General features: G+C 64.5%; 23 protein-coding genes. 13 read left to right on the forward strand and 10 right to left on the reverse strand.

Translation table 11 applies throughout. The features are described 5' to 3' along the window. Positions 1–120 precede the first annotated feature (120 nt). The 7 genes from cpaB to JQ592_RS10585 are packed head-to-tail and all read left to right on the forward strand — an operon-like array spanning position 121 to position 7,891. A complete protein-coding gene (cpaB, locus tag JQ592_RS10555) occupies positions 121–921 on the forward strand; it encodes a Flp pilus assembly protein CpaB (protein ID WP_211402793.1) in 801 nt (266 codons plus the stop codon). An 11-nt stretch (positions 922–932) separates the two neighbouring features. Next, on the forward strand, positions 933–2,402 hold the full coding sequence (locus JQ592_RS10560; protein WP_211402794.1) for a type II and III secretion system protein family protein: 1,470 nt from the start codon (positions 933–935) through the stop codon (positions 2,400–2,402). 20 nt (positions 2,403–2,422) lie between these two features. Continuing rightward, positions 2,423–3,157: a CpaD family pilus assembly protein gene (locus tag JQ592_RS10565; protein ID WP_211402795.1), complete on the forward strand. Its 735-nt coding sequence runs from the start codon at positions 2,423–2,425 to the stop codon at positions 3,155–3,157. Next, positions 3,154–4,422 carry an AAA family ATPase gene (locus JQ592_RS10570; RefSeq protein WP_211402796.1) on the forward strand — a complete coding sequence of 423 codons (1,269 nt, stop codon included), beginning with the start codon at positions 3,154–3,156 and terminating at the stop codon, positions 4,420–4,422. Before JQ592_RS10565 ends, JQ592_RS10570 begins: the two co-directional genes overlap by 4 nt. A 21-nt stretch (positions 4,423–4,443) precedes the next feature. After that, positions 4,444–5,913 carry a CpaF family protein gene (locus JQ592_RS10575; RefSeq protein WP_211402797.1) on the forward strand — a complete coding sequence of 490 codons (1,470 nt, stop codon included), beginning with the start codon at positions 4,444–4,446 and terminating at the stop codon, positions 5,911–5,913. Positions 5,914–5,929: 16 nt separating this feature from the next. Beyond that, positions 5,930–6,907 carry a type II secretion system F family protein gene (locus JQ592_RS10580; protein WP_211402798.1) on the forward strand — a complete coding sequence of 326 codons (978 nt, stop codon included), beginning with the start codon at positions 5,930–5,932 and terminating at the stop codon, positions 6,905–6,907. Positions 6,908–6,916: 9 nt separating this feature from the next. After that, positions 6,917–7,891: a type II secretion system F family protein gene (locus JQ592_RS10585; protein WP_211402799.1), complete on the forward strand. Its 975-nt coding sequence runs from the start codon at positions 6,917–6,919 to the stop codon at positions 7,889–7,891. A 64-nt stretch (positions 7,892–7,955) separates the two neighbouring features. Here JQ592_RS10585 and JQ592_RS10590 read toward each other — a convergent pair whose 3' ends face one another. The 3 genes from JQ592_RS10590 to JQ592_RS10600 all read right to left on the reverse strand — a co-directional run bounded on the left by JQ592_RS10590 (position 7,956) and on the right by JQ592_RS10600 (position 10,756). Continuing rightward, the gene (locus JQ592_RS10590) at positions 7,956–8,768 is read right to left on the reverse strand and encodes a tetratricopeptide repeat protein (protein WP_211402800.1); all 813 of its coding nucleotides are present in this window, start codon (positions 8,766–8,768) and stop codon (positions 7,956–7,958) included. Between the two features lie 84 nt (positions 8,769–8,852). Then, positions 8,853–10,343 carry a metallophosphoesterase family protein gene (locus tag JQ592_RS10595; protein WP_211402801.1) on the reverse strand — a complete coding sequence of 497 codons (1,491 nt, stop codon included), beginning with the start codon at positions 10,341–10,343 and terminating at the stop codon, positions 8,853–8,855. Positions 10,344–10,552: 209 nt separating this feature from the next. Next, positions 10,553–10,756 (reverse strand): hypothetical protein, encoded by a 204-nt coding sequence (locus JQ592_RS10600; RefSeq protein ID WP_211402802.1) that lies wholly within the window; start codon positions 10,754–10,756, stop codon positions 10,553–10,555. Positions 10,757–10,961: 205 nt separating this feature from the next. On the opposite strand from JQ592_RS10600, the gene JQ592_RS10605 reads away from it, so the two are divergent. The 4 genes from JQ592_RS10605 (at position 10,962) to JQ592_RS10620 (ending at position 14,029) form a co-directional block, all read left to right on the forward strand. Continuing rightward, positions 10,962–12,335, forward strand: a complete 1,374-nt coding sequence (locus JQ592_RS10605) for a leucyl aminopeptidase family protein (RefSeq protein WP_211402803.1) — start codon at positions 10,962–10,964, stop codon at positions 12,333–12,335. Then, positions 12,328–13,182 carry a C40 family peptidase gene (locus JQ592_RS10610; RefSeq protein ID WP_211402804.1) on the forward strand — a complete coding sequence of 285 codons (855 nt, stop codon included), beginning with the start codon at positions 12,328–12,330 and terminating at the stop codon, positions 13,180–13,182. Before JQ592_RS10605 ends, JQ592_RS10610 begins: the two co-directional genes overlap by 8 nt. 302 nt (positions 13,183–13,484) lie before the next feature. Then, entirely contained in the window at positions 13,485–13,763 is a 279-nt protein-coding gene (locus JQ592_RS10615) for a hypothetical protein (protein WP_211402805.1), read from the forward strand. Positions 13,764–13,801: 38 nt separating this feature from the next. Next, positions 13,802–14,029, forward strand: coding sequence for a hypothetical protein (locus JQ592_RS10620; RefSeq protein WP_211402806.1), 228 nt, complete (start codon positions 13,802–13,804; stop codon positions 14,027–14,029). Positions 14,030–14,121: 92 nt separating this feature from the next. Here the strand turns inward: JQ592_RS10620 and JQ592_RS10625 are convergent, their stop codons facing one another. From JQ592_RS10625 to JQ592_RS10650, 6 genes are all read right to left on the reverse strand, one after another. Beyond that, positions 14,122–15,759 (reverse strand): ABC transporter ATP-binding protein, encoded by a 1,638-nt coding sequence (locus JQ592_RS10625; protein WP_211402807.1) that lies wholly within the window; start codon positions 15,757–15,759, stop codon positions 14,122–14,124. Between the two features lie 4 nt (positions 15,760–15,763). Next, positions 15,764–16,942, reverse strand: coding sequence for an ABC transporter permease (locus JQ592_RS10630; protein ID WP_211402808.1), 1,179 nt, complete (start codon positions 16,940–16,942; stop codon positions 15,764–15,766). Beyond that, the gene (locus JQ592_RS10635) at positions 16,942–18,051 is read right to left on the reverse strand and encodes a microcin C ABC transporter permease YejB (protein WP_130363297.1); all 1,110 of its coding nucleotides are present in this window, start codon (positions 18,049–18,051) and stop codon (positions 16,942–16,944) included. Before JQ592_RS10635 ends, JQ592_RS10630 begins: the two co-directional genes overlap by 1 nt. A gap of 2 nt (positions 18,052–18,053) precedes the next feature. Further along, positions 18,054–19,928, reverse strand: a complete 1,875-nt coding sequence (locus JQ592_RS10640) for an extracellular solute-binding protein (RefSeq protein ID WP_211402809.1) — start codon at positions 19,926–19,928, stop codon at positions 18,054–18,056. A gap of 14 nt (positions 19,929–19,942) precedes the next feature. Next, positions 19,943–21,859: an extracellular solute-binding protein gene (locus JQ592_RS10645; RefSeq protein ID WP_211402810.1), complete on the reverse strand. Its 1,917-nt coding sequence runs from the start codon at positions 21,857–21,859 to the stop codon at positions 19,943–19,945. A gap of 212 nt (positions 21,860–22,071) precedes the next feature. After that, the gene (locus JQ592_RS10650) at positions 22,072–22,626 is read right to left on the reverse strand and encodes a c-type cytochrome (RefSeq protein WP_211402811.1); all 555 of its coding nucleotides are present in this window, start codon (positions 22,624–22,626) and stop codon (positions 22,072–22,074) included. Positions 22,627–22,862: 236 nt separating this feature from the next. Here JQ592_RS10650 and JQ592_RS10655 point away from each other — a divergent pair, with 236 nt between their 5' ends. Both JQ592_RS10655 and JQ592_RS10660 read left to right on the forward strand, forming a co-directional pair. Further along, complete coding sequence (locus JQ592_RS10655; protein ID WP_211402812.1) at positions 22,863–23,603, forward strand: 3-deoxy-manno-octulosonate cytidylyltransferase; 741 nt, start codon at positions 22,863–22,865, stop codon at positions 23,601–23,603. 21 nt (positions 23,604–23,624) lie between these two features. After that, positions 23,625–24,482, forward strand: coding sequence for a prephenate dehydratase (locus tag JQ592_RS10660; RefSeq protein ID WP_211402813.1), 858 nt, complete (start codon positions 23,625–23,627; stop codon positions 24,480–24,482). Positions 24,483–24,608: 126 nt separating this feature from the next. Here JQ592_RS10660 and JQ592_RS10665 read toward each other — a convergent pair whose 3' ends face one another. Beyond that, positions 24,609–25,625 carry an LLM class flavin-dependent oxidoreductase gene (locus tag JQ592_RS10665; protein WP_211402814.1) on the reverse strand — a complete coding sequence of 339 codons (1,017 nt, stop codon included), beginning with the start codon at positions 25,623–25,625 and terminating at the stop codon, positions 24,609–24,611. Positions 25,626–25,859 lie beyond the last annotated feature (234 nt).

The raw sequence follows: 25,859 nt of genomic DNA on the forward strand, positions 1-25,859 counted from the left end.
GGTAAACCCGGCGTTAAGGCGATTTAGATACGCCTCATTAACCATGCTTTGACGAATAGCTGGTCAACTGCCGATTACGGCGGCGGCAGCGTCGCGGCGTCTTGTTGGAAAGTGAAGCGTATGAATAGGGCACGCATTGTCGTCCTGACGGTCGCCATCTGCGCCGGCGGCGTCGCCGCGTACCTGGCGAGCGGCTCGGACAATTCTGCGCCGCCTCCGGTGGCTCCGGTCGCGCAGCTTCCGACCGTCGACGTGCTGGTGGCCAAGAACGACATCGGTCTCGGCCAGACCGTCAAGCCTGAAGACGTGCAATGGCAGACCTGGCCGGCCGCGACCGCCAGCTCGACGTTCATCCGCCGCAACGAGCGCCCGGAGGGCGCAACCCAGGTGACGGGCTCGATCGCACGCGCCCCCTTCATCCAGGGTGAGCCGATCCGCGACCAGAAGCTGGTCAAGGCCGAGGGCTCCGGCTTCATGGCGGCGATCCTGCCCACCGGCATGCGCGCGATCTCGACCGAGATCTCGCCGGAGACCGGCGCAGGCGGCTTCATCCTGCCCAACGATCGCGTCGACGTGCTTCTGACCCGCCGCCTCAAGAACCCCGATCAGAGCAGCGGCGCCCCCGATATCATCAGCTCCGAGATCATTCTGGCCAATATCCGAGTCCTGGCCATCGACCAGGCACCAAAGGAAAAGGACGGCCAGAACGCGGTGGTCGGCAAGACCGTCACCCTCGAGCTCAATCCCGCACAGACGGCGACACTGTCCGCCGCGCGCCAGAGCGGCACGCTGTCGCTGGCGTTGCGCAGCATCGCCGACGTCAAGATGAGCGAGATCACGCTCGATGATTCCGCACAGAAGCGCGATGGCGTTTCGATCATTCGCTACGGCATCCCGAGCGCGACGGCAAAGGCACGATGAGGGCAGTCGATATGAAATGCAGGGCAGATCTGACGACGATGCGAACCTCCGTGGTCCGCGCCCTGTCGTTATCGGCCGCCCTCGCGCTGGTGCTCGACCCGGCGCTGACCCCCGTGGTCGCCGCCAACTATCGCCCCGTGGCGCCGGCCGCCGCCGACGGCCAGATGAACGCGCGCTTCCTTTCACTCGGCGTCGGCAAATCGATCGTGATCGATCTGCCGCGCGACATCAAGGACGTGCTGGTCGCCGACCCCAAAATCGCCAATGCGGTGGTGCGCTCGGCGCAGCGCGCCTACATCATCGGCGCCTCGGTCGGCCAGACCAACATCGTGTTCTTTGATTCCGCCGGCCAGCAGATCGCGGCCTACGACATCGCGGTCAAGCGCGACCTCAACGGCGTGCGCGCCGCATTGAAGCAGGTCCTGCCTAATTCCGACATCCAGATCGACGGGCTCGGCGAGGGTGTCGTTCTGACCGGCAGTGTGGCTAGTCCAATGGAGGCGCAGCAGGCCAACGAACTCGCCGCGCGCCTCGCCGGCGGCGCCGACAAGGTGGTGAACTCGATCGTGGTCCGCGGCCGCGACCAGGTCATGCTGAAGGTGACGGTGGCCGAGGTCCAGCGCAGCATCGTCAAGCAGCTCGGCATCGACCTCTCCGCGAACCTGAACTACGGCACCTCGGTGGTGAGCTTCACCAACTCGAACCCGTTCACGGCCCTAGGTCGCAATCTCGTGGACGGCAACAATCTGACCACGAAGTTCGGCACGTCGGTGCAGGCCACGCTGCGCGCGATGGAGACCGCGGGCGTGATCCGGACGCTGGCGGAGCCGAACCTGACCGCGATCTCCGGCGAGTCGGCGACCTTCATCGCCGGCGGCGAATTCCCGGTGCCGGCAGGCTATGCGTGCGATCCCACGACGCATGTCTGTACAACCCAGATCAGCTTCAAGAAGTTCGGCATCTCGCTCAACTTCACCCCCGTCGTTCTGACCGAGGGCAAGATCAGCCTGCGCGTGATGACCGAGGTCTCGGAGCTTTCGAACGAGAATTCGATCACCCTGTCGCAGGCGGTGACGTCGACGTCGGTGAACTCGCTGACGGTGCCCTCGATCCGGACCCGCCGCGCCGAGACCTCGCTGGAAATTCCCTCCGGCGGCGCCATGGCGATGGCCGGCCTGATCCAGCAGCAGACCAAGCAGGCGGTGAGCGGACTGCCGGGCCTGATGCAGCTTCCGGTCCTCGGCACGCTGTTCCGCAGCCGCGACTTCGTCAACAACGCGACCGAGCTGGTTGTGATCGTGACGCCTTATGTCGTTCGCGCAACGGCGCCGAAGGACCTGTCGCGGCCGGATGACGGCTTCGCCGCGCCTGCGGACCCGCAGGCTGAGCTGATCGGCAACATCAACCGCATCTATGGCGTGCCCGGCCGGGCCGAACCGGCCCGGAATTACCGTGGCACCTACGGCTTCATCACCGACTGAGGCGGAACGGGGACTTCGAGATGACCACAAGACCACCCCAGCTTCGCAAACGCGCCATCGGCTTCGGCGGCGCGCTCGTCGGCATCGCGCTTGCGCTCGGCGGCTGCCAGCACGATGAAGTGACGACCGCCTCCATTCCCGACGACTACAAGCAGCGTCACCCGATCGCGGTCGAGGAGCAGAACCGCTCGATCGTCGTCTTCGTCGGCCACGCCCGCGGCGGGTTGACCGCCGCCCAGCGCGCCGACGTGATGGGCCTGGCATCGGCCTGGCTGCACGAAGGCACCGGCGCCATCCATATCGATGTGCCGTCCGGCACGCCGAATGCCCGCCCGGCAGCCGAGTCGATGCGTGAGATCCAGGCGATGCTGAGTGCTGCGGGCATTCCGCCGCGCGGCATCATCACCCGTCCCTACCAGCCGCAAGACAAGCGCTTCCTGCCGCCGATCCGGCTGACCTATTCCAGGATCGCCGCAGTCGCGGGTCCCTGCGGCCTGTGGCCGGAGGACATCGGCCCGTCGATGAAGAACAAGAGCTGGTTCGAGAACAAGGACTACTACAATTACGGCTGCGCCTATCAGCGCAACATGGCCGCCATGGTCGACAACCCGGCGGACCTCGAGCAGCCGCGTTCCGAAACGCCGTCCTACACGACGCGGCGCACCGCTGCGTTCGAGAAGTATCGCAAGGGAACTCCGACGGCCGTCGTCTATCCTGAAGCCGAAAAGGCCAAACTCAGCGAAACCGGCAAATGATCAGCTACGCTCGCCAGCCCCAAGAAGAGCAGCCGGAAGCGTCGCTCCCCCCGGTCGAGGAGCATATTGCGCCAGCGCCGCGCGTTTCGGTCCAGGCTTTCTGCGAGACCGTGGAGACCGCTGCCGCTGTGCAGTCGGCCGGTGAGGATCGCCGCCTCGGCAAGGCCCACCTGAAGATCCAGATGGGCGGCATGGCGGCCGCGATCGAAGCCTACCGCTCGGCCCCCACGCCGAACGTGATCGTGCTCGAGAGCGACGGCCGCAACGACCTCCTGGGCGGCCTCGACCAGCTCGCCACCGTCTGCGACGCCGGCACCCGCGTGGTGGTGATCGGCCGCATCAATGACGTCACACTCTATCGCGAGCTGGTGCGTCGCGGCGTCAGCGACTACGTGCTCGCGCCGGTCGGCCCCATCGACGTCGTGCGCTCGATCTGCAACCTGTTCTCCGCACCGGAAGCCAAGGCGGTCGGCCGCATCATCGCGGTGGTCGGCGCCAAGGGCGGCGTCGGCGCGTCCACCATCTCCCATAACGTCGCCTGGGCGATCGCGCGCGATCTCGCGATGGACGCGGTGGTTGCCGATCTCGACCTCGCCTTCGGCACCGCCGGGCTCGACTACAATCAGGACCCGCCGCAGGGCATTGCCGACGCGGTGTTCTCGCCCGACCGCGTCGATACCGCCTTCATCGACCGTCTGCTGTCGAAATGCACCGACCACCTCAGCCTGCTGGCGGCGCCCGCCACGCTCGACCGGGTCTATGATTTCGGCACCGACGCCTTCGATGCCGTGTTCGACACGCTGCGTGCCACCATGCCCTGCATCGTGCTCGACATCCCGCACCAATGGTCGGGCTGGACCAAGCGCGCCCTGATCGGCGCGGACGACATCCTGATCGTGGCGGCGCCGGACCTTGCCAATCTGCGCAACACCAAGAACCTGTTCGACCTGCTGAAGGCCTCGCGCCCGAACGACCGGCCGCCGCTCTACTGCCTGAACCAGGTCGGCATCCCGAAACGTCCGGAAATCGCCGCCACCGAGTTCGCCAAGGCAATCGAGAGCCAGCCGGTCGTCTCGATCCCGTTCGAGCCGCAGATCTTCGGCTCGGCAGCCAACAACGGCCAGATGATCGCGGAGATCTCTGCCAACCACAAGTCGATCGAGATGTTCCTCCAGATCGCCCAGCGCCTGACCGGCCGCAGCGAGACGAAGAAACAAAAGTCGTCCTTGCTTTCACCCCTGATTGAGAAGTTGCGGCGAAAATAAGCCGCCGCATGGAGTCGTTAAGTGTTCGGTAAGCGTAGCGGAACAGACACCGACTTTCGGGCCCCCAAGCCCGGCGCCGTGTCGCCAGAGCCTGTCGCGGCTCCGGCGCCGACGGTGTCGCGCGCGCCGCCCCCGCCGGCCGTCGCCTCGCCGCCGCTTGCCCCGATCAAAGCCCCGCCGCCGCCTCCGATGGAGAACCGCCGCTCGGACAATTATTACGAGGTCAAGGCAACCATCTTCGGCGCGCTGATCGAGGCGATCGACCTTGCCCAGCTCGCCAAGCTCGATTCGGAATCGGCCCGCGAGGAAATCCGCGACATCGTCAACGAGATCATCGCGATCAAGAACATCGTGATGTCGATCGCCGAGCAGGAGGAGCTGCTCGACGACATCTGCAACGACGTGCTCGGCTACGGTCCGCTGGAGCCGCTGCTGTCGCGCGACGACATCGCGGACATCATGGTCAACGGCGCCAACACCGTCTACATCGAGGTCGCCGGCAAGATCCAACGTACCGGCATCCGCTTCCGCGACAACCAGCAGCTCCTCAATATCTGCCAGCGCATCGTCAGCCAGGTCGGCCGGCGCGTCGACGAATCCTCGCCGATCTGCGACGCACGCCTCGCCGACGGCTCCCGCGTCAATGCCATCGTGCCGCCGCTGTCGATCGACGGGCCCGCGCTCACCATCCGCAAGTTCAAGAAGGACAAGCTGACGCTGGATCAGCTCGTCAAGTTCGGCGCGATCTCGCCCGAGGGCGCCGAGATCCTCCAGATCATCGGCCGCGTCCGCTGCAACGTGCTGATCTCCGGCGGTACCGGCTCGGGCAAGACCACGCTGCTCAACTGCCTCACCAACTACATCGAACACGACGAGCGCGTCATCACCTGCGAGGACGCCGCCGAGCTCCAGCTCCAGCAGCCCCATGTGGTGCGGCTCGAGACCCGCCCGCCCAACATCGAGGGCGAGGGCCAGGTCACCATGCGCGAGCTGGTACGCAACTGCCTGCGTATGCGTCCTGAACGGATCATCGTCGGCGAAGTCCGCGGACCCGAGGCGTTCGACCTGTTGCAGGCCATGAACACCGGCCACGACGGCTCGATGGGCACGCTGCACGCCAACAATCCGCGCGAGGCGCTCTCGCGCTGCGAATCCATGATCACGATGGGCGGCTTTTCGCTTCCGTCGCGAACAATTCGCGAGATGATCTGCGCCTCGATCGACGTCATCGTCCAGGCGGCGCGCCTGCGCGACGGCTCGCGCCGCATCACCCACATCACCGAGGTGATGGGCATGGAAGGCGACACCATCATCACCCAGGACATCTTCGTCTACGACCTGATCGGCGAGGACGCCAACGGCAAGATCATCGGCCGGCACCGCTCGACCGGCATCGGCCGTCCGAAGTTCTGGGAACGCGCCCGTTATTACGGCGACGAGAAGCGCCTTGCCGCCGCGCTGGACGCTGCGGAAGTGGCGCCGACGAAATGAGCGGATCAGCAACGCCATGAACATGCAGGTCCTCGCCCTCGCCTTCCTCGCCACCGCCGCTGTCGGCGGCATCGCCTGGGTCTTCCTCTACCCGTTGCTGTCCGGAGAGCGGCAGGCGGAAAACCGCCGCGCCTCGATCGCGCGTGCCGACGCGCCCGCGGCCAAGCAGACCGAAAAGAGCCAGCGGTCGCGCCGCGAGCAGGTCGAGAGTTCGCTGAAGGATCTCGAGGCACGGCGTCAGCAGGAGAAGAGCGTTCCGCTCAGCGTCCGCCTGTCACAGGCAGGGCTGGACTGGACACCGCAGAAATTCTGGATCGTGTCCGCGGTCGTGGCGGGCGTGCTGTTCGCGGCCGCCATGTTCGTCGGCGGCGGCCTGCTCGGCGCCGCCGGCCTTGCCTTTGCCGGCGGCCTCGGCCTGCCGCGCTGGGCACTCGGCTTCCTGAAGAAGCGCCGCGAAGCCAAATTCCTGAAGGCGCTGCCCGACGCCGTCGACGTGATCGTCCGCGGCATCAAGGCGGGCCTGCCGCTGTTCGAATCGATCAAGGTCGTCGCCGCCGATTCGCCCGAGCCGCTGCGCAGCGAGTTCCTGGCGATCATCGAGACGCAGGCGATCGGCATGCCGCTCGGCGAAGCTTGCTCGCGCCTCTACGACCGGATGCCGCTGCCGGAAGCCAATTTCTTCGGGATCGTCATCTCGATCCAGCAGAAGTCGGGCGGCAATCTCTCCGAAGCGCTCGGCAACCTCTCCAAGGTGCTGCGTGACCGCAAGAAGATGAAGGAAAAGATCCAGGCGATGTCGATGGAAGCCAAGGCCTCGGCCGGCATCATCGGCTCGCTGCCGCCGATCGTGATGTTCCTCGTTTATCTCACGACGCCGCACTACATCTCGCTGCTGTGGACCCATCCTACCGGACAGCTCATGCTGGTCGGCTGCGTCATCTGGATGTCGATCGGCATCATGGTGATGAAGAAGATGATCAATTTCGATTTCTGACGGTGGCGCATGGTCGAATTTCTCGTCTCGAAACTGCATGACGTCCGCTTCATGACCATGCTGCTGGCGGCCATCGCCGCCAGCGCCACCGTCTATACGCTGGTGATGCCGCTGTTCGCCGGCGAAGGCCTCTCCAAGCGCATGAAGGCGGTGGCAAGCGAACGCGAACGCATCCGGCAGCGCGAGCGTGACCGTCTCAACAAGAACGAAAAGGTCTCGCTGCGCCAGACACCGAAGCAGATCGTCTCCAAGGTCGTCGAGGACTTCAATCTCACCAAATGGCTCGCGCAGGAAGCCGCCCGCGACAAGCTCATCATGGCGGGCTACCGCGGCCAGGCGCCCTACATCACCTTCCTGTTTGCGCGCATGGTCGCTCCGATCGTGCTGTTCATGGGCTCGATCCTTTACGTGTTCCTAATCGCGCACATGGACAAGCCGCTGCCGATCAAGATCGGCATCTGCATCGGCGCCGCCTATGCCGGCTTGCAGGCGCCGATGCTGTTCCTCAAGAACGCGATCTCCAAGCGCCAGCTCTCGATCAGGCGCGCCTTTCCCGACGCACTCGACCTGCTGCTGATCTGCATCGAATCCGGCATGTCGGTCGAAATGGCGTTCCGGAAGGTCGCCACCGAGATCGTGGGCCAGTCGATCGCGCTGTCGGAAGAGTTCGCGCTGACCACCGCCGAGCTGTCCTATTTGCAGGACCGCAAGGTGGCCTACGAGAACCTGGCGCGGCGCACCGGGCTCGAGGGCGTCAAATCGGTGTGTCTGGCGCTTCAGCAGGCGGAACGTTACGGCACTCCGCTCGGGCACTCGCTGCGCGTCATGGCGCAGGAAAACCGAGACATGCGCATGAACGAGGCCGAGAAGAAGGCGGCCGCGCTGCCGCCGAAGCTGACGGTCCCGATGATCCTGTTCTTCCTGCCGGTGCTGTTCGTCGTCATTCTCGGGCCGACCGGCATCAAGATCTCCGAGCTGCAGTGACACGAAAGGCGGACCGCGCGCGGTCCGCCTTAGTGAAGTCAGGACGAAGCGATCGGGTGGCGGATCAGTCGGACTGGCTGAGCGAGGCGACCGGCGTCCGCTTCGGCGCGCCGCGCTGGCCCTCGCTGCGGCTCAGCATGTCCTTGAGATAGGCGACATTGGCCGCGGCCTGGTCCGGTGGCAGGTCTGCCTTCACGATGGTCTCGGCCTCGGCGAAGCGGCCCTGGAGGCCGACGACCAGGCCGAGATTCTGCCGCACCCGGCTACTGGCGCGCGGCGATGCATAGGCTTGCCGCAGCGCCTCCTCGGCCTTCGGCAAGTCCCTCGACAGCATGTAGGACAGGCCGAGATTGGAGAGCACGCCGGGATCGCCCGGTGCGATCTTCAGCGCGCTCGCGTAATAGGAGCGCGCCTCCTCGTGACGGCCCATCTGATCGAGCGCCGTGCCCTGCACCGAGAGCAGGCGCCAGTCCGGATTGTCGGGCGAATGCGCCTTCGACAGCACATCGAAGGCCTGCTGGAAATTGCCGTTGTCGGCGAGCGCGCGGCCGTACTGGGCGAGCAGCGCCTTGTTGCCAGGATTGGCGATGGTCGCCTGCTCGAGCACGGCGGCGGCCTGGGCGCGCTGGCCGTTGGCGCGCAGCGCCTGGCCATAGCCGAGCGCAGCTTCGGCATCCTTGGGATTGGCGCGGTAGCGCTCGCCATAGACTTCGACGGCACGCGAGGGATCGCTGGGAGCTGCCTCCGCCTTCGACCCGATCGAGCCGGTGACGTCGGAGAGCTTTGACATTGCCGTGCAGCCGCCGAGGCTGATCGCCACCATCGCGACGAGCGAGGCAGACGCAAGAAGCCGGGCAGGACTGAACCGTTGGCGCATGACGCTTTGACTCTCGAGCGGATGGATCGAGCCGAACGCGCCAGCAATAGACTGTTAACCCTAATGGCCGGTTAATGCCGCCCCTCACGGCGGCGTCTGCGGCGGGGCCTCGCCGCCGAGCCCCAGATCGAGGCCGAGCACCTTCATTTGCTGGTTCAGGTCCCACAGCAGTTGCAGCACCTGCGCCTCGACGTCGGTCCCCGTGCGCGGCATTCCCGGCCATTCGCGCCGGAGATCCTCACGGCTGACCAGACGCCTCGCACGGAGCTCGTCGAGGTGAAGCCGATCGATGCCGAGCACGCCGGCGGATTGCTCGACCAACCGGCCCAGCAGCACCGCCACCCCGGCTACCGCGTCGGCATCATGCCTGGGCGCCGACCTCGATACCTTGCGGTCGAGATCGGCCCAGGTCTGAGAGGTGACGAGATAGGTGTGGAGCGCATTCACGGAGGCCGGCTCGCCGCCGGCGTAGAAGGCACGGCGCATCAGCAGCCGGCGCGCCAATGCCGCCACCTGGTCCCGCCCCAGTGTGGCGTTTGAAGCGATCTCGATCGCTGTCTGGACGGCCGGATCGCGGGAACAATCCCGCCCTGCCGGCAGGCGGATGACGCCGTCCGGCAGGTTCAAGTCGAGCGGGTGGAAGCCGCCGCCATTGCGCGGCCGCGAATGGCGCGTGATCGCAAATCCATATTCGGAATTGCCGGCATCGGACATCGGGCCGAAATGGATGATGTTGAATCCGGCATCGTCGCCGCCCTGCCCTGTCGAGGATGGGCAGGACAGCACGTAGATCGTGCGCCAGAACGCATCACCCTTGCTCCGCGTCGCGCGCGGATCCGGAATCGAATAGCGGGTCAGTCCCTCGACATGCCGGTGACCGTGCAGAACCAGATCGATATTGAGCGAGGTCGCCGCTTCGAGGAAGGTCGCGGGCGCGGCGAGATACATCAGCGGCTCATCCGGCGCGCCGAGAAACCGCTTCCCTTCGCCGGTCGCCTGCGGCAGCGGATGATGGTGCAGCGCCAGCACCCGCACCAGGTTTTCGGCCGGCTCGAAATAATCGGCGCGTCCCGCCGATCCAAGGCTGCCTGCGAGCTCGACACTCAGCCGGGCGGAATCGGCAACCATGGCGCTGTAGGTGCCCTGGTCGATATTGCCGCTCGCCAGCGCCGTGAGGCTTGCGCGGTTGGAATCCAGCAGCACCAGATCGAGGCCGGCCTGGCCGTAGTAGACGCTCTTCGAGGTCCGCGGCAGATGCAGGTAATCATAAACGTCGTGACGGCCCGCACGCTGGCTCGCCCGCTTGACGTCGTGATTGCCGGCGACCGCCTGGATGTCGGTGAACAGCCCGGTCTGCCGGAAGGATGCGATGACCGCGAGCGCTTCGTCGAGCGCGCGTGGCGTCGGGTCGTCCACGAGATCGCCCGTGATCACCAGGATACGATCGGGAACGTCGGCGAAGTCCGCCATCCTCGCGCGCAGAGCAGCGACGAGCGTCTCGATCGTCGCGAGCAGCCGGCCTGACCCGTCCAGATGCAGGTCGGAGATCTGCGCAATAACGAACGATCTATCCATTTTGCGCCGCTCATTGCAAATGCTGCGCCGCCCAGAACGATGAGAAAAATACCTTGGACGAATAGCTCGAGGTGCGCCCAGAAACGCACGGCACAATCTAAAATATTCTCCAATAATGCCACAACCGCAGCGCTAGTAAAGCCCTGCGATGAACGGCAGTTCTCAACGTGGATACGAGAGTTGCCGCACGACGGTTTCGTTTCGTCCGATCAATATTCGATGGCAAGCCGCTTGCGGATTTCGTCGACCCGTTTGTCGAGCGCATCGAAGCGCGCGTGGACGGAGCGGTCGTGAAGATAGAAGACGTAGCCGCCGGCAAGGAAGGCAAAGATCCAATGATGATGCTCGACATAGCCAAAGATCACCTCGACGGCCTGGCCGATGAATGTGACCACGCTCCACACGAATTCCATTGCATTTCCTCCCGGCAGGCCTTGCCTCTAGCTGCCGGCGATCTGCGTACACCTGGCAGCCATTGCCGGAACCTAGCATGGCCCACTTGCTGCGAGTAGCGGCTCACTGAGCGGTGACAGCAAAGCCGATTGCGGCCACGGCAAAACTCTGCGAAGTCTCCTGGAGTTCGCCTGACCTGCCTGACCTGACGATCCGGACCCGCCAATGCCCTCTGTCTTCGAGACGTCCTCAACCGCCATCCCGATCACCTTCGTCACCAAGTCGAGCTGGGACGGGTTGCGCGAAAGCTTGCTGCCGGCGCAACGCCAGTTCGCGACTGCCAGCGCTTATTCCGCCAAGCCCGGCGGTTACCTCGCGCTGCCCACACCCGACGGCGCGATCGCGCAGGTGCTGTTCGGCCTCGAGGACGAAGGGGCAAGATCGCGCGATCTGTTCCGGCCGGGCGCCCTGCCCGGCCTGCTGCCGCCGGGGACCTACCGCTTCACCAATGCACCGCACGACGCACGGCTCGCCGCGCTCGCTTTTGCACTGGGGTGCTACCGCTTTTCCCGCTACCGCAAGGCCGAAAGGCCCGAGGTCCGCCTGGTGCCGCCCGACGGCGTCGACGCCGCCGAGATCGATCGCATTGCGGACGCGGCCATGCTGGCGCGCGACCTCATCAACACGCCCTCCAACGACATGGGCCCGGAGCAGCTCGCCGCAACCGCGCAAGCGCTCGCCGCCGAATTCGGCGCGAGCTTTGCCTGCACCATCGGCGAGAACCTGAAGACGAATTTTCCGCTGATTCATGCCGTCGGCATGGCATCTAGCCGCGCACCGCGGCTGATCGACATCGGCTGGGGCGATCCTGCCCACCCCAAGGTGACGCTGGTCGGCAAGGGTGTGTGCTTCGACACCGGCGGGCTCGACCTCAAGCCGTCGAGCGGCATGCTGATCATGAAGAAGGACATGGGCGGCGCCGCCAACGTGCTGGCGCTGGCGCGCATGGTGATGGATGCGAAGCTGAAGGTGCGGTTGCGCGTGCTGATCCCGGCGGTCGAGAACGCGGTCGCGGGGAATGCCTTCCGCCCGCTCGACATTTTTACGTCGCGCAAGGGCATCACGGTCGAGATCGGCAACACGGATGCGGAAGGCCGGCTCGTGCTCGCCGATGCGCTGGCGCTCGCCGACGAGGAGAAGCCCGACCTGCTGATCGACCTGGGCACACTGACCGGCGCCGCGCGTGTCGCGCTGGGGCCGGATTTGCCGCCCTTTTACACCAATGATGAGACGCTGGCCACTGAGGTCGCGCGCTGCGCGGTGAAGGAGAACGATCCGTTGTGGCGCATGCCGCTGTGGCCGCCTTACGATGCGTGGCTTGACTCCAAGACCGCCGCCATCACCAACGCACCATCGGGCGGCTTTGCCGGCTCGATCACCTGCGCGCTGTTCCTGCAACGCTTCGTCGAGCAGGCCAAGAGCTGGCTGCATGTCGACATCTACGGCTGGACACCGTCGGCGAAGCCGGCGCGGCCCGAAGGCGGCGAATGCCAGGCCGCGCGCGCCATCTACGCATTGCTGAGCGAGCGCTATGCGTGATCCAGAAAACGATCCAAGGCTGACGCCGGCGCGGGGCGACCTCGCCGCCAAATATCTCGAAGGCAAGGTCGAGGCGCAGCGCTTCGTCGAGGGTGAAGAGTTCGAGGTGGTCGAGCCGATCGCTTCTGTGCGCGAGCAGCCGTCCTCAGGCGCGATGCTGATGACGGAGGCGCTGCGCGGCGAGCGCGTCACGATCTACGATCGCAACGGCGAGGGCTGGGCCTGGGGCCAGCTCAATGCCGATGGCTATGTCGGCTGGCTGCCCGATGCAGCGCTGATGAAGCCAGCGACCGCGCCGACGCACAAGGTCAGCGCGCTGCGGACGCTGGCCTTCCCCGGTCCCTCGATCAAGCTGCCGCCGGCCGCCACGCTCGTTCTGGGATCAAGGATTGCCATCGTGCGAGAGGACGGCAGCTTCGCCGTGACGCGCGACGGGACCTTCGTGCCAAAGACACATCTCGCCCCGCTCGATCATCGCGAGCCGGATTTCGTTGCCGTCGCCGAGCGCTTCGTCGGCACGCCCTACCTGTGGGGCGGCAAGAGCAGCCTCGGCATCGATTGCTCGGGCCTGGTGCAGGTGTCGCTGACCGCTTCCGGCATCGGCTGCCCACGCGACAGTGACATGCAACTGGTAGGACTCGGCCGCACACTGGAGCCGAACGAGCGGAGCAGCTTGCTGCGCGGCGACCTGATCTTCTGGAAGGGTCATGTCGCCATCGTGCGCGACGGCGACACCATGGTGCACGCTAACGCGCATCACATGGCGACGGTGATCGAGCCGATCGAGCCGGCGATTGCGCGGATCAAGGCGGCCGGCAGCGAGGTCGCCGCGATCAAGCGGCTATAGGGTGTCCGCGTCCGCTTTACCTCCGGAAGGCGACGTCGAAACCGATATGACCGCATGTCGGTCTCGGGCCTAACTTGAGCGGAACCGACTGCGACACTCCAGCGCAGATGGAACCGGAAGTCTCATACGTTCCCCAAGCTCTCATGGAACACACGCAGCGATCGCTCAGGCAAGTCGTCGCTCGAAGGGCAACCGCCGCCGGCCTAGCAGCACCTCGCGGCGCAGCTACGGAACAACGTTACAACTGAGAGATTTGCGGAACGAAACGCGCCGTCGGTCTTTCTCTGGCTTTGGGAGGTCTCATGAGTTCTCAAGCCAGAGAAGGCGCGTGTGCATTCGCTTGGCGGAACTATCTGCTGCTCAATAGCGGCATCAGCGAGAATGATAACAGGCGTTCCGCCCTCTATCGCTACATCGCCAATCTTCGCGATATCGGCGAAGACGACTTCGATCTCTTGCAAACAGCCGCAGTCGCTTACTTGAAAAAATTGGATGAACTGCATGACGACCAATGTGCGCGACTCGCGGCAGACCAGGTTTTGGCCGAGCGTTTAGAAGCACGTTCACAACCGGAGAGGTGAATTTAGGCCATAACACCCAGAGCGAAGGAGCGAATACGATGGCAGACAAGACCGCTTCCGCAAACGATCTCGCGCGCGATCCACAACGGCGCATCGCCGCAGCGACAGCAATCGGCATGAATGCCTTGAAGCCGATGATCCACTTTCAGGTCTCGATGCTGAGGATGTGGGCCGATAGTATCGAGAAGTTCGCGGGCAATTACGAAAAGAAGCTGGAGGAAACAGCGACCACGGTCGAGGAACGAGACAAGGAACGCGCCGCGTAGATCAACTCGACTGGCAGGTGCAAGCCCGCTTTGGCGACGAGCAGAAGCATCCGCGGGGAGCCGCGCTACGCGCGCCCCCGGAATGACGGACGTTACGTCGCCACCGCCCCATTGCCCGCCGTCTCCAGCCGGAATGCCGCAGCGAACAGCGCACGTGTGTAATCCGTCTTCGGGTTCTTGAACAACTCGGCTGCCTGGCCTTCCTCGACCACCTTGCCGCCGCGCATCACGATGAGATGGCTGGCGAGCGAGGCGACGACGCGCAGATCGTGCGAGATGAACATGTAGGTGAGCTCACGCTTGCGCTGGAGCTCGCGCAACAGATCCACCATCTGCGCCTGGAACAGCATGTCGAGCGCGCTGGTCGGCTCGTCCAGCACGACGAAATCCGGCTCCAGCACCACCGCGCGCGCGATGCTGATGCGCTGGCGCTGGCCGCCGGAGAATTCGTGCGGATAGCGGAAACGCGTATCCGGATTGAGCCCGACATCCCCGAGCGCCTTGACGACGCGCGCCTCGCGCTCCTCGCCCGACAGCTTGGGCTGATGCACGGAGAGACCTTCGGCGATGATGTCGGCGACCGACATGCGCGGGCTGAGCGAGCCGAACGGGTCCTGGAACACGATCTGCATGTCGCGTCGGAACGGCCGCATCTCCTTGAAGCGCAGGCCCTGGATGTCGTTGCCGAGGAATACGATGCGGCCGTTCGAGGAGATCAGCCGCAACAGCGCCAGCCCGAGCGTGGTCTTGCCCGAGCCGGATTCGCCGACGACGCCGAGGGTCTCGCCCTTGCGCACGGCGACACTGACGCCGTCGACCGCCTTGATGTGACCGACCGTCTTGCGCATCAGGCCGCGCTTGATCGGAAACCACACTTTCAGATCATCGGCCGACATCACCACCTGCGCACCCGGCTGCGGCGGCGCCGGATCGGGCTTGGGCTCGGCCGCAAGCAGATCGCGCGTATAGGGATGTTTCGGGGACTTGAAGACCTGCTCGACCGGCCCCTGCTCGACGATCACGCCACCCTTCATGACGCAGACCGTGTCGGCGATGCGGCGCACGATGCCGAGGTCGTGGGTGATGAACAGCAGACTCATGCCGAGCCGCGAGCGGATCTCGGCGAGCAGCGCCAGGATCTGCGCCTGCACGGTGACGTCAAGCGCCGTGGTCGGCTCGTCCGCGATCAACAGGTCCGGCTCGTTGGCGAGCGCCATCGCGATCATCACGCGCTGGCGCTGGCCGCCGGAGAGCTGGTGCGGATAGCTCTTCAGCCGCGTTTCGGGCTCGGGGATGCCGACCTGCGTCAGCAGCTCCAGCGTCCGCTTGCGCGCCTCGGCATTGCTGGTGGGATTGTGCAGCTGGATGATCTCGCCGATCTGCGCCTCGATCGTGTGCAGCGGATTGAGCGAGGTCATCGGCTCCTGGAAGATGATGGAGATGTCGCTGCCCCTGATCTCCCGCATCTGCTGCTCGGACTGGTCGATCAGCTCCTGTCCCTTGAAGCGGATACTGCCCGAGGGATGGGAGGCGTTGGGATAAGGCAGGAGCTTGAGGATCGACAGCGCGCTGACCGACTTGCCGGAGCCGGATTCGCCGACCAGCGCGACGCATTCGCCGCGCTTGATCTGAAACGAGACCTTGTCGACCGCGAGCGTGGTGGCGCCGCCTTGGTGAAAGGCCACCGAAAGGTCGCGCACGCTGAGCAGGGGCTGGTTGATCGCGTCCATGATCTTACCTGAACGTCTTGCGCGGATCGAAGGCGTCGCGCACGGCTTCGCCAATGAAGATCAGGAGCGACAGCATGATCGCGACCGAGAAGAAGCCGGAGAAGCCGAGCCACGGCGCCTGCACATTGGCCTTGGCCTGCGACAGCAGCTCACCGAGCGAAGGCGATCCCGGCGGCAGGCCGAAGCCCAGGAAATCGAGCGCCGTCAGCGTCATCACCGAGCTCGACACGATGAACGGCAGGAAGGTCATGGTCGCGACCATCGCGTTCGGCAGCAGGTGGCGGAACATGATGACCGGATTGGAGACACCGAGCGCCCGCGCCGCCTGGATATATTCGAAGTTGCGCCCGCGCAGGAACTCGGCCCGCACCAGACCGACCAGCGAAACCCAGGAGAACAGCAACAAGATACCGAGCAGCACAAAGAAGCCGGGCACGAGCACCGAGGATAGGATCAGGAGAAGATAGAGCGAGGGAATTGCCGTCCAGATCTCGATGAAGCGCTGGAAGATGAGGTCGACCCGGCCGCCGAAATAGCCTTGCACCGCCCCCGCCGCGATGCCGATGATGGACGAGACGATGGTGAGGCAAAGGCCGAACAGCACCGAGATGCGGAAGCCGTAGATCAGCCGCGCCACCACGTCGCGGCCTTGATCGTCGGTGCCGAGCCAGTTGTATTCGAGATCGCGGCAGCTCTTCAGGCCCTTCTTCTCGACCACCGGCTGGCACTGCTTCTCCGTCAGCATCCAGGTTGGCGGCGACGGCGCCGGCGTCGGCAGGTCGAGATTGTGCGTGTCGTAGGAGTAACGGATCAGCGGCCAGACGATGGTGCCTCCCTTGTCCCTGATCAGCTTCTGCAAGTAGGGGTCGCGGTAATCGGCCGCCGTCTCGAAATCGCCGCCGAACGTCGTCTCCGAATAGGTCACGAAGGCCGGCCAATACAGACGCCCGTCGAACTTGATCAGGAACGGCCGATCATTGGCGATCAGCTCGGCGAACAGCGAGATCACGAACAGGGCAATGAATATCCAGAACGACCAGTAGCCGCGGCGGTTGGCCTTGAAGTTCTGCCAGCGCCGCCTGTTCAGCGGCGAAGGGGCGAACGGCTTGCGCGTGATCGGAACAACATCGCCGAGCGGCGACTTCGCGGTGGTCTCGATCGGCGTCGGCGCGGTGATCGTCATCAGACCTCCCGTGCCTCGAAATCGATCCGGGGGTCGATCCACATATAGGTCAGGTCGGAGATCAGATTGATCACGAGTCCGACCAGCGAAAAGATGTAGAGCGTACCGAACACCACGGGATAGTCGCGGTTGAGCACGCTCTCGAAGCTGAGGAGCCCCAGCCCGTCCAGCGAGAAGATGGTCTCGATCAGAAGCGAGCCGGAAAAGAAGGCGTGAATGAAGGTCCCGGGGAAGCCGGCGATCACGATCAGCATGGCGTTGCGGAAGACGTGGCCATAGAGCACCCGGTTTTCGCTGCAGCCCTTGGCGCGCGCGGTCATGACGTATTGCTTGCGAATCTCGTCCAGGAACGAGTTCTTGGTCAGGAACGTCATGGTTGTGAACGCACCTAACCCCATGGCGATCAGCGGCAGGGTCAGATGCCAGAAGTAATCGATGATCTTCCAGTACCAGGGAAACTGCGACCAGCCGTCCGAGGTCAGTCCGCGCAACGGGAACCAGTTGAAGAACGAGCCGCCGGCAAACAGGATGATCAGCAGGATGGCGAACAGGAAGCCAGGAATGGCATAGCCGAGCACGAGCACGGTCGAGGTCCAGGTGTCGAACCGCGCGCCGTCGTTCACGGCCTTGCGAATGCCGAGCGGGATCGAGATCAGGTAGGTCAGAAGCGTCAGCCAGATTCCGAGCGAGATCGAGACCGGCAGCTTCTCCTTGATGAGCTGCAGAACGCTGACGTCGCGAAAATAGCTCTTGCCGAAATCGAAGCGGGCGAAATTCCACACCATCAGCGCAAAGCGTTCCGGCGCCGGCTTGTCGAAGCCGAACTGCACCTCCAGCTTCTTGATGAAATCAGGATCGAGACCCTGCGCACCGCGATATTTGGAATTGATGGCATCGCCGCCGGCACCGACCTGCCCCGGTGCCCGCTGCGCAAAATCGCCGCCGCCCGAAATGCGCGAGGTGCCGCCGGTGTCGGCACCCGAGAGTTGCGCGATCACGCGCTCGACGGGCCCGCCCGGCGCGAACTGCACCACGACGAAGGAAACGAAGAGAATCCCGAGCAGGGTCGGGATCATCAGAAGGAGACGGCGGGCGATATAGGCGCTCATGATTATTTCGCCTGCTCGAGCTTGGCCGCCTTGGCGGGTTCATACCACCAGATGTCGGGAGCACCGACGCCGTTGGCGTAACGCGGCAGCTTCTGCGGATGACCGAACTGATCCCAATAGGCGAGCCGGTGGGTCTTGTTATACCATTGCGGCACCCAATAGCGGCCGGCGCGGAACAGCCGATCGAAGGCCCGACAGGCGACCGTCAATTCGTCGCGGCTGTCGGCCGCCATGATCTTCTCGATCATGGCGTCGATCGCCGGGCTGGCGACGCCCGCGAGATTATACGAGCCCTTGGTGTTCGCGACCTGCGAGGAGAAGAACGCGCGCATGGCATCACCCGGCGTCGCCGACATGCTGAAGCGCTGGATCGTCATGTCGAAGTCGAAATCTTCCTGCCGCGCCTTGTGCTGCACGGGATCGACGACGCGCACGCTCGCCTCGATGCCGAGCGTGCCCAGATTCTTGATGTAGGGCGCGTGGTGCGGCTGGAACGAAGGCTCGTCCAGCAGAAACTCGATCTTGAAGACCTCGCCGTTCGGCAGCACCCGCTTGCCGTCCTTGATCGGCACGCCGGCCTCGGTCAGCAGTTGCTGTGCCTTGCGCAACAAGCTTCGGTCCTGCCCGGAGCCGTCGGAGACCGGCGGCGTGAACGGCGCCGCGAACACCTCCTCGGGAATCTGGCCGCGGAACGGCTCCAGCAGCTTCAGCTCTTCCGGCGACGGAGGCCCGTTGCTGGCCATCAGGTCGGAATTCTGGAATGGCGACACCGTACGGGCATAAGCGCCGTACATGATGGTCTTGTTGGTCCATTCGAAGTCGAAGGCGTTGATCAGGGCCTCGCGCACGCGCGGGTCTTTGAACTTCTCGCGCCGCGTGTTGATGAACCAACCTTGCGCACCGGACGGCGTATCGTCGGGCACGACCTCCATCTTGACGCGACCATCCTTCACGGCCGGAAAGTCGTAGCGCGTCGCCCAGATGCGGGAGGTGAACTCCTCGCGATAGAGATAGTTCTTGCCGGTAAAGCCCTCGAAGGCGATATCGCGGTCGCGATAGAATTCGTAGCGCACGACATCGAAATTGTAGCTGCCGCGGCAAACCGGCAGATCGGCGGCCCACCAGTCCTTCACCCGCTCGAACTCGATGTAGCGATTGACCTCGAACCTGCCGACCTTGTACGGACCCGAGCCGAGCGGAATCTCCAGCGACGACTCGTCGAACGGGCGGGATGCGTAATACGCCTTGGAGAAGATCGGCAGACCCGCGACATAGAGCGGCACGTCGCGCGCACGTCCCTTGGCGAAGGTGACGACGAGCGTCGCGTCGTCGAGCGCTTCCGCACTGACCATGTCACGCATCTGCACGATGATCAGCGGATGTCCCTTGGTCTTCAGCGCCGTCAGCGAAAACGCCGCATCGTGGGCAGTGAGCCTGGTCCCGTCATGGAATTTCGCCTCGGGCCGCATGGTGAAGCGATAGACCAGCTTGTCGGGCGATATCTGCACGGATTTGGCCGCCAGCCCGTACATCGCGTCCGGCTCGTCGTTTGCCCGAACCATCAGCGGCGAAAACGTCATGTCCATGCCTTGCGCGCCGTCGCCTTTCAGGATGAAGGCGTTGAGCGAGTTGAAGGTCTGGTAGGACTGGTTGTAGGCGCGCACCGACGGAATGAGGGAGAACGTGCCGCCCTTCGGCGCGTCGAGTTTGACGTAGTCGAAGTGGTGGAAGTCGGCGGGATATTTGAGATCGCCGAAGGCCGAGATGCCGTGGGCCTCGGCCGGCCCCTCCGACGCCGCCGCGCCGCGCGACAGAGCGGCGCTGAGCGCACCGCCGGCACCCAAAACCAGCACATGCCGGCGTGAAAGTTGCGCCATGCGGGGGATATCCTTCACGACTTCTTTGCGATCCGCGCCGCCTTGTCTGCGTCGTACCACCAGATGAACGGGAAACCGGACTGACCGTATTTGGGCAATTCCGAGGGCCGGCCGAAGCGATCCCAGCGTGCGGTGCGTATCTTGGTGTAGGTCCACTGCGGCACGACGTAGTGATTCCACAGCAGCACGCGGTCAAGCGCCTTGGTGGCCGCGACGAGATCGTCGCGATCCCTGGCGTAGATCAACCGTTCGATCAGCTTGTCGACCGCCGGATTCTTGATGCCCGTGATATTGCGCGAGCCGGCAATGTCGGCCGACTTGGATGACCAGAACTCGCGCTGCTCGTTGCCCGGCGATTGCGACTCGCCCCAGGAGTTGGTGACGACGTCGAAATCCCAGTCGCGCGTCCTGTTCTCGTATTGGGTCGGATCGACCGTCCGCACGCTGACGGCGATGCCGAGCCGCTCCAGTGACGGCTTGTAGAACAGCGTGACCCGTTCGAAGCTCGGATCCTGGTTCAGCAATTCAAGCGAGAACTGAGCGCCGGTCTTGACGTCGATCAGCTTGCGGTCGCGCACCTCGTAGCCGGCCTCCTTGAACAGGCGCAGCGCCTCGCGGAGATTGTCGCGCACGGCTTCCGGACTGCCGCCGACCGGATTGGTGTAGGCCGTCGTGAAGACTTCGGGCGGCACTTCGGCACGAACAGTCTCGAGGATCTCGAGCTCCTTGCCCTGCGGCACCCCGGTCGCCATGAGCTCGTCGATGCCGTCGAAATAGCTGCTGATGCGCTTGTACTGACCGTAGAAGATCTGCTTGTTCATCTCCTCGAAGTCGAAGGCATAGTTGAGCGCACGGCGCACGCGCGGATCGCTGAACTTGGCGCGGCGCAGGTTTGGGACGAAAGCCTGCATCACACCCGAGCTGCGATTGGCGAACTCCTCGAGGATCACGCGCTTTTCGGCCACGGCCGGGAAATCGTAGGCCGTCGCCCAGTTCTTCGCACTGTTCTCGGTGCGCCAATCGACCTGATCGGCCTTGAAGGCCTCGATCGCGACGGTGGCATCGCGGAAATACTCGTAGCGCAGCTCGTCGAAATTGTTGCGGCCGACATTGGCGGGGAAATCGCGCCCCCAATAATCCTTGACGCGCTCCAGCACGATCGAGCGACCGGCAACGAATTCCTTGACCTTGTAGGGTCCGGAGCCGAGCGGCACTTCCAGCGTGGTCGCGGAGACATCGCGCTTGCGGCCCTGCGCGTCGGTGCCCTCCCACCAATGCTTCGGCAGGACCGTGAGCTGGCCCACGATCTGCGGCAGCTCGCGGTTGCCCGGCGCATCGAACACGAATTTCACGTCGCGCTCGCCGACCTTCTCCGCCTTCACCACATGGCTGTAATAGGCCGAGTACATCGGGTGGTGCTTCTTGAACGAATCGAGCGAGAAGATCACGTCCTCGACGGTGACGGGCTTGCCGTCGTGCCATTTGGCCTGCGGCCGCAAGCGATAGGTGACGAAGGAGAAATCGTCCGGATGGCTGACGGCTTCGGCCAGCGCGCCATATTCGGTCGAGACTTCGTCGAGCGCGGGCGTCAGCAGGGATTCGTAGATGAACGCGACCGCTCCGGAAACCTGGCCCTTTACCCCCGACACGACGATGTTGAAATTGTCGAACGTGCCAACGGCGATCTGGCGCGCGACGCCGCCCTTCGGCGCTTCCGGATTGACGTAGTCGAAGCGCTTGAAGTCGGCGGGGTACTTGACCTTTCCGAACAGCGAAAGCGCATGGCGCCAGGTCAGCCCATTTGAAGGCAGTTCGCTCGCCGATTGCGCCTGGGCCGCGCCGACGACGGGAACGCCCGCCACGGAACCGAGGACGGGAAGCGCTGCGGCCGCAGTGCCGGTGAGCAGGAGATCGCGTCGGGTGATGGCCAAATCAACATTCCTGTCTTGAAGGAGGCTACTCCTTTAAGGTCCCAATATAGGCGAGGTTTCGACGGAATATGTTGCTTTTTCCTCATGTTGGAAGGCCGGACGGCCTCTCAGATGCGGCCAAAAGCCCCGATAACGAGCCCGCGAGGTCCGGATAAGGAAACGGCCAGGCTTTTCAGCCTGGCCGCATCTTCCAAGATCGATTCTTGAAGGCCTTACTTCGACGCCGTCGGCAGCGGCTGCGGATGCTCCGACAGCGAGTTCAGATAGGCGATAACGTCGGCGCGCTCGGAATCCTTGGGGATACCGGCGAAGCCCATCGCGGTGCCCGGGATGAATCCCTTCGGATTGGCGATGAACTTGTTGAGGTCGTCGAAGGTCCAGGTGCCGCCCTTGCCCTTCATCGCGGCCGAGAAGTTGAAGCCACCACGGCCCTGGCCCCTGGCCTCGCCGACGACGCCATAGAGGTTCGGACCGACGCGATTCGGGCCGCCCTTCTCGAAGGTGTGGCAGGCGCCGCACTTCTTGGCGGCGGCCGCGCCCTTCTCGACCGAGGCGGTCTGGAGCAGCTTTTCGATCGGCTCGGAGGAGGCCGCGGCAGCGCCGCCTTCCTTGCCGTGGCCGGCGTCTTCCTTCACCGCGATCTCGAAACCCGGCTTTTCCGGCATCTTGGGGGAGAACAGCGCACTCGCGGTGAAGCTCGTCACCAGCAGGATGAGACAGGTGCCGAGCACGGCACCGAGAATCTTGTTGAGTTCGAAAGAGTCCATTTCCGGCCAGGCCCCACACCGCAAGAAGGAAACAGCGGCCCAAGCGGCCGCCAGGACGAGCCTCGGGAGAATCAGAACGTTCCTTGTTGTTTCCCCGAGTTTTGCCACTGAGATATCGGTTTGCCCGGGGTCTGGCAACCCGTATAAGCGACCCGGCTTCGAACCCGTCCCCACCCCATTTCTCGGCGCGGAAAACGCTCCGTTTCCAGGCCCTTGACCCCAGACCTTTGAACCCAATGATCGATCCCCGCATCCTGGTGCTGATCCCGGCCCGCATGGCCGCCACCCGCCTGCCCGGCAAGCCGCTCGCCGATATCGCGGGCCTGCCGATGATCGTGCATGTGCTGCGCCGTGCGGAAGCCGCCGGCATCGGCCGGGTTGCGGTAGCCACGGACACGGACGAAATCGCCTCGGTCGTGACCGCCCATGGCGGCGAGGCCGTGATGACCCGCGCCGACCATCCTTCCGGCTCCGACCGCATCCACGAGGCCATGCAGAAGCTCGATCCCGCGGGCAAGGCCGAGATCGTGATCAATCTCCAGGGCGATTTCCCGACCATCACGCCGGCAACCATCCGCGAGGTGCTGCCGCCCTTTGACGATCCCGCGGTCGACATCGTGACGCTGGCCTCGCAGATCCACACCGAGGAGGAGGACCTCGCGCCGAGCGTGGTGAAGGCCATCGGCTCGCCGATCGGGCCGAAGCGATTGCGTGCACTTTATTTCACCCGCGCCACCGCCCCTTACGGCGACGGACCGCGATACCACCACATCGGCCTTTATGCCTATCGCCGCGCGGCGCTGGAGCGGTTCGTGTCGCTGCCGCCCTCGCCCCTCGAAAAACAGGAGAGCCTGGAGCAGCTCCGGGCAGTGGAGGCCGGCATGCGCATCGACATCATGATCGTCGACAGCGTACCCCGCGGCGTCGACACGCCGCCCGATCTCGAAACCGCGCGCAGCCTCCTTTCCAAATCCTGAGCCGCTGCTACAAGGCCGACCATGAGCAAGATGAAGATCGCATTCCAGGGCGAACCCGGAGCCAATTCCCACATCGCCATCGTCGAGGCCTACCCCGACGCCGAGCCGATGCCCTGCGCCACGTTTGAAGACGCGCTGTCGGCGATCTCCTCGGGCGAGGCCGATCTCGGCATGATCCCGATCGAGAATTCGGTCGCCGGCCGCGTCGCCGACATCCATCACCTCTTGCCGGCCTCCGGCCTGTTCATCATCGGCGAATGGTTCTTGCCGGTCCGCCATCAGCTGATGGCGGTGAAAGGAACCAAGCTCGAAGACATCAAGAGCGTCGAGAGCCATGTGCACGCGCTCGGTCAGTGCCGGCGCATCATCCGCAAGCTCGGCATCAAGCCGATCGTGCACGCCGACACCGCCGGCAGCGCCCGCGACATTTCCGAGCGAAAGGACAAGACCGTCGCCGCGATCGCCTCGCGCCTCGCCGCCAAGATTTACGGCCTCGACATCCTCGCCGAGGACATCGAGGACGAGGCCCATAACACCACGCGCTTCGTGGTGCTGGCCCGCGACCCGAAATGGGCCGCGCAAGGCTCGGGCCCGCTGGTCACCACTTTTGTATTCCGGGTGCGCAATCTTCCCGCAGCGCTCTACAAGGCGCTCGGCGGCTTCGCCACCAACGGCGTCAACATGACCAAGCTCGAGAGCTACATGGTCGACGGCAATTTCTTCGCCACGCAGTTCTACGCCGACGTCGACGGCCACCCTGAGGACAAGGGCCTTGCCTTCGCCATCGAGGAGCTGAAATTCTTCTCGCGCGAATTCCGCATCGTCGGCGTCTATCCGGGGCATCCGTTCCGCGCGACATTCAGCGAGTCGCAGGATTGACCGTCGCCCCGGCGAAGGCCGGGGCCCATAACCACCGGCCTCAGTTGGTGCGCACGCTGCCAGTTGCCAATCTTCGCCAAACGTCCGTCTCGGAGTATGGGTCCCGGCCTTCGCCGGGACGACAGCTTAAGCCGCCTGCTTCGCCAGCCCAAACGCCTCCGCCAGCAGCGAATACGACCTCTTCCGCGCCTCGTGATCGTACACGGCGGTGATCATCATCAGCTCGTCCGGCTTGCTCGCATCGATCAGCGGCTGCAGCTTTTGCTGCACCGTCGCCGGATTGCCGACGAACAGGCGCGAGCGGTTGCGGGCAATCGAGGTGCGCTCGGAATCGGAGTAAGGATAGGCCAGCGCCTCCTCGACGCTCGGCAGCGGCAGATATTGGCCGCGGTCGCGGCGGAGGCGATTGAGGTCGAACGACGTCGCGAGCTTTTCGGCCGCCTCGTCCGTCTCCGCCGCAATGACGGCCACCGCGAGGATCGCATGCGGGCTCGCACGCCAGGCCGACGGCTGGAAGCGATTGCGGTAATGTACCATCGCGTCGATCGCATCGTGGGATGCGAAATGATGCGCGAAGGCGAAGCCCATGCCGACTTGCGCGGCGAGCTCCGAAGAATAATCGCTGGAGCCGAGCAGCCAGATCGGCGGCAGGGCGGTGTCGTCGGGCATCGCCACGACGTTGTTGTAGGGGTGACCTGACGGAAATTCGCGCGTCTCCCACAGGATCAGTTCGTGCAGCCGCTCCAGGAAATCGTCGCCCTCGCGGCGATCGAGCCGGCTGCGCAGCGCGTAGGCCGTGGCGCCGTCGGTGCCGGGCGCGCGGCCGAGCCCAAGGTCGATGCGGCCGGGAAACAGCGCCTCCAGCATCTTGAAGCGCTCGGCCACGACCAGCGGCGCGTGGTTGGGCAGCATCACGCCGCCTGAGCCGACGCGGATGTGCTTCGTGACCGCCGCGATCTGCCCGATCATCACATCGGGCGCCGGGCTCGCGACCGAGGCGAGGTTGTGATGCTCGGCGAGCCAATAGCGGACATAGCCGAGGCCATCGACATGCCGCGCCAGGTCGATGCTGTTGCGCAGCGCCGCGGCCGGCTTGGTGCCTGTGGTGACGACGGAGAGGTCGAGGACTGAGAGCGGGATCATGGCGGGTTAACGTAGTGAAGGGCCGCGCGGCGGCAATGGGTCGGCGACGCAGGTCTGGCGTGTGAGGGCCGCGCCTGTGCGCCCGCCAACTGTGACGTTGGGACGAAGGCAGCACGAGAAACACAATCATCACACTGCCCACCCCGGCTTTGGCGGTACTGTACTCCCGCTAATCTACGTCAAATATTTAAATTTACTATATAATTTCTACATCCGCCGATATCCCACCCGGAT

Origin of the sequence: Bradyrhizobium iriomotense (assembly GCF_018129405.1) — a bacterium.
GTDB classification, from domain to species: domain Bacteria; phylum Pseudomonadota; class Alphaproteobacteria; order Rhizobiales; family Xanthobacteraceae; genus Bradyrhizobium; species Bradyrhizobium iriomotense_B.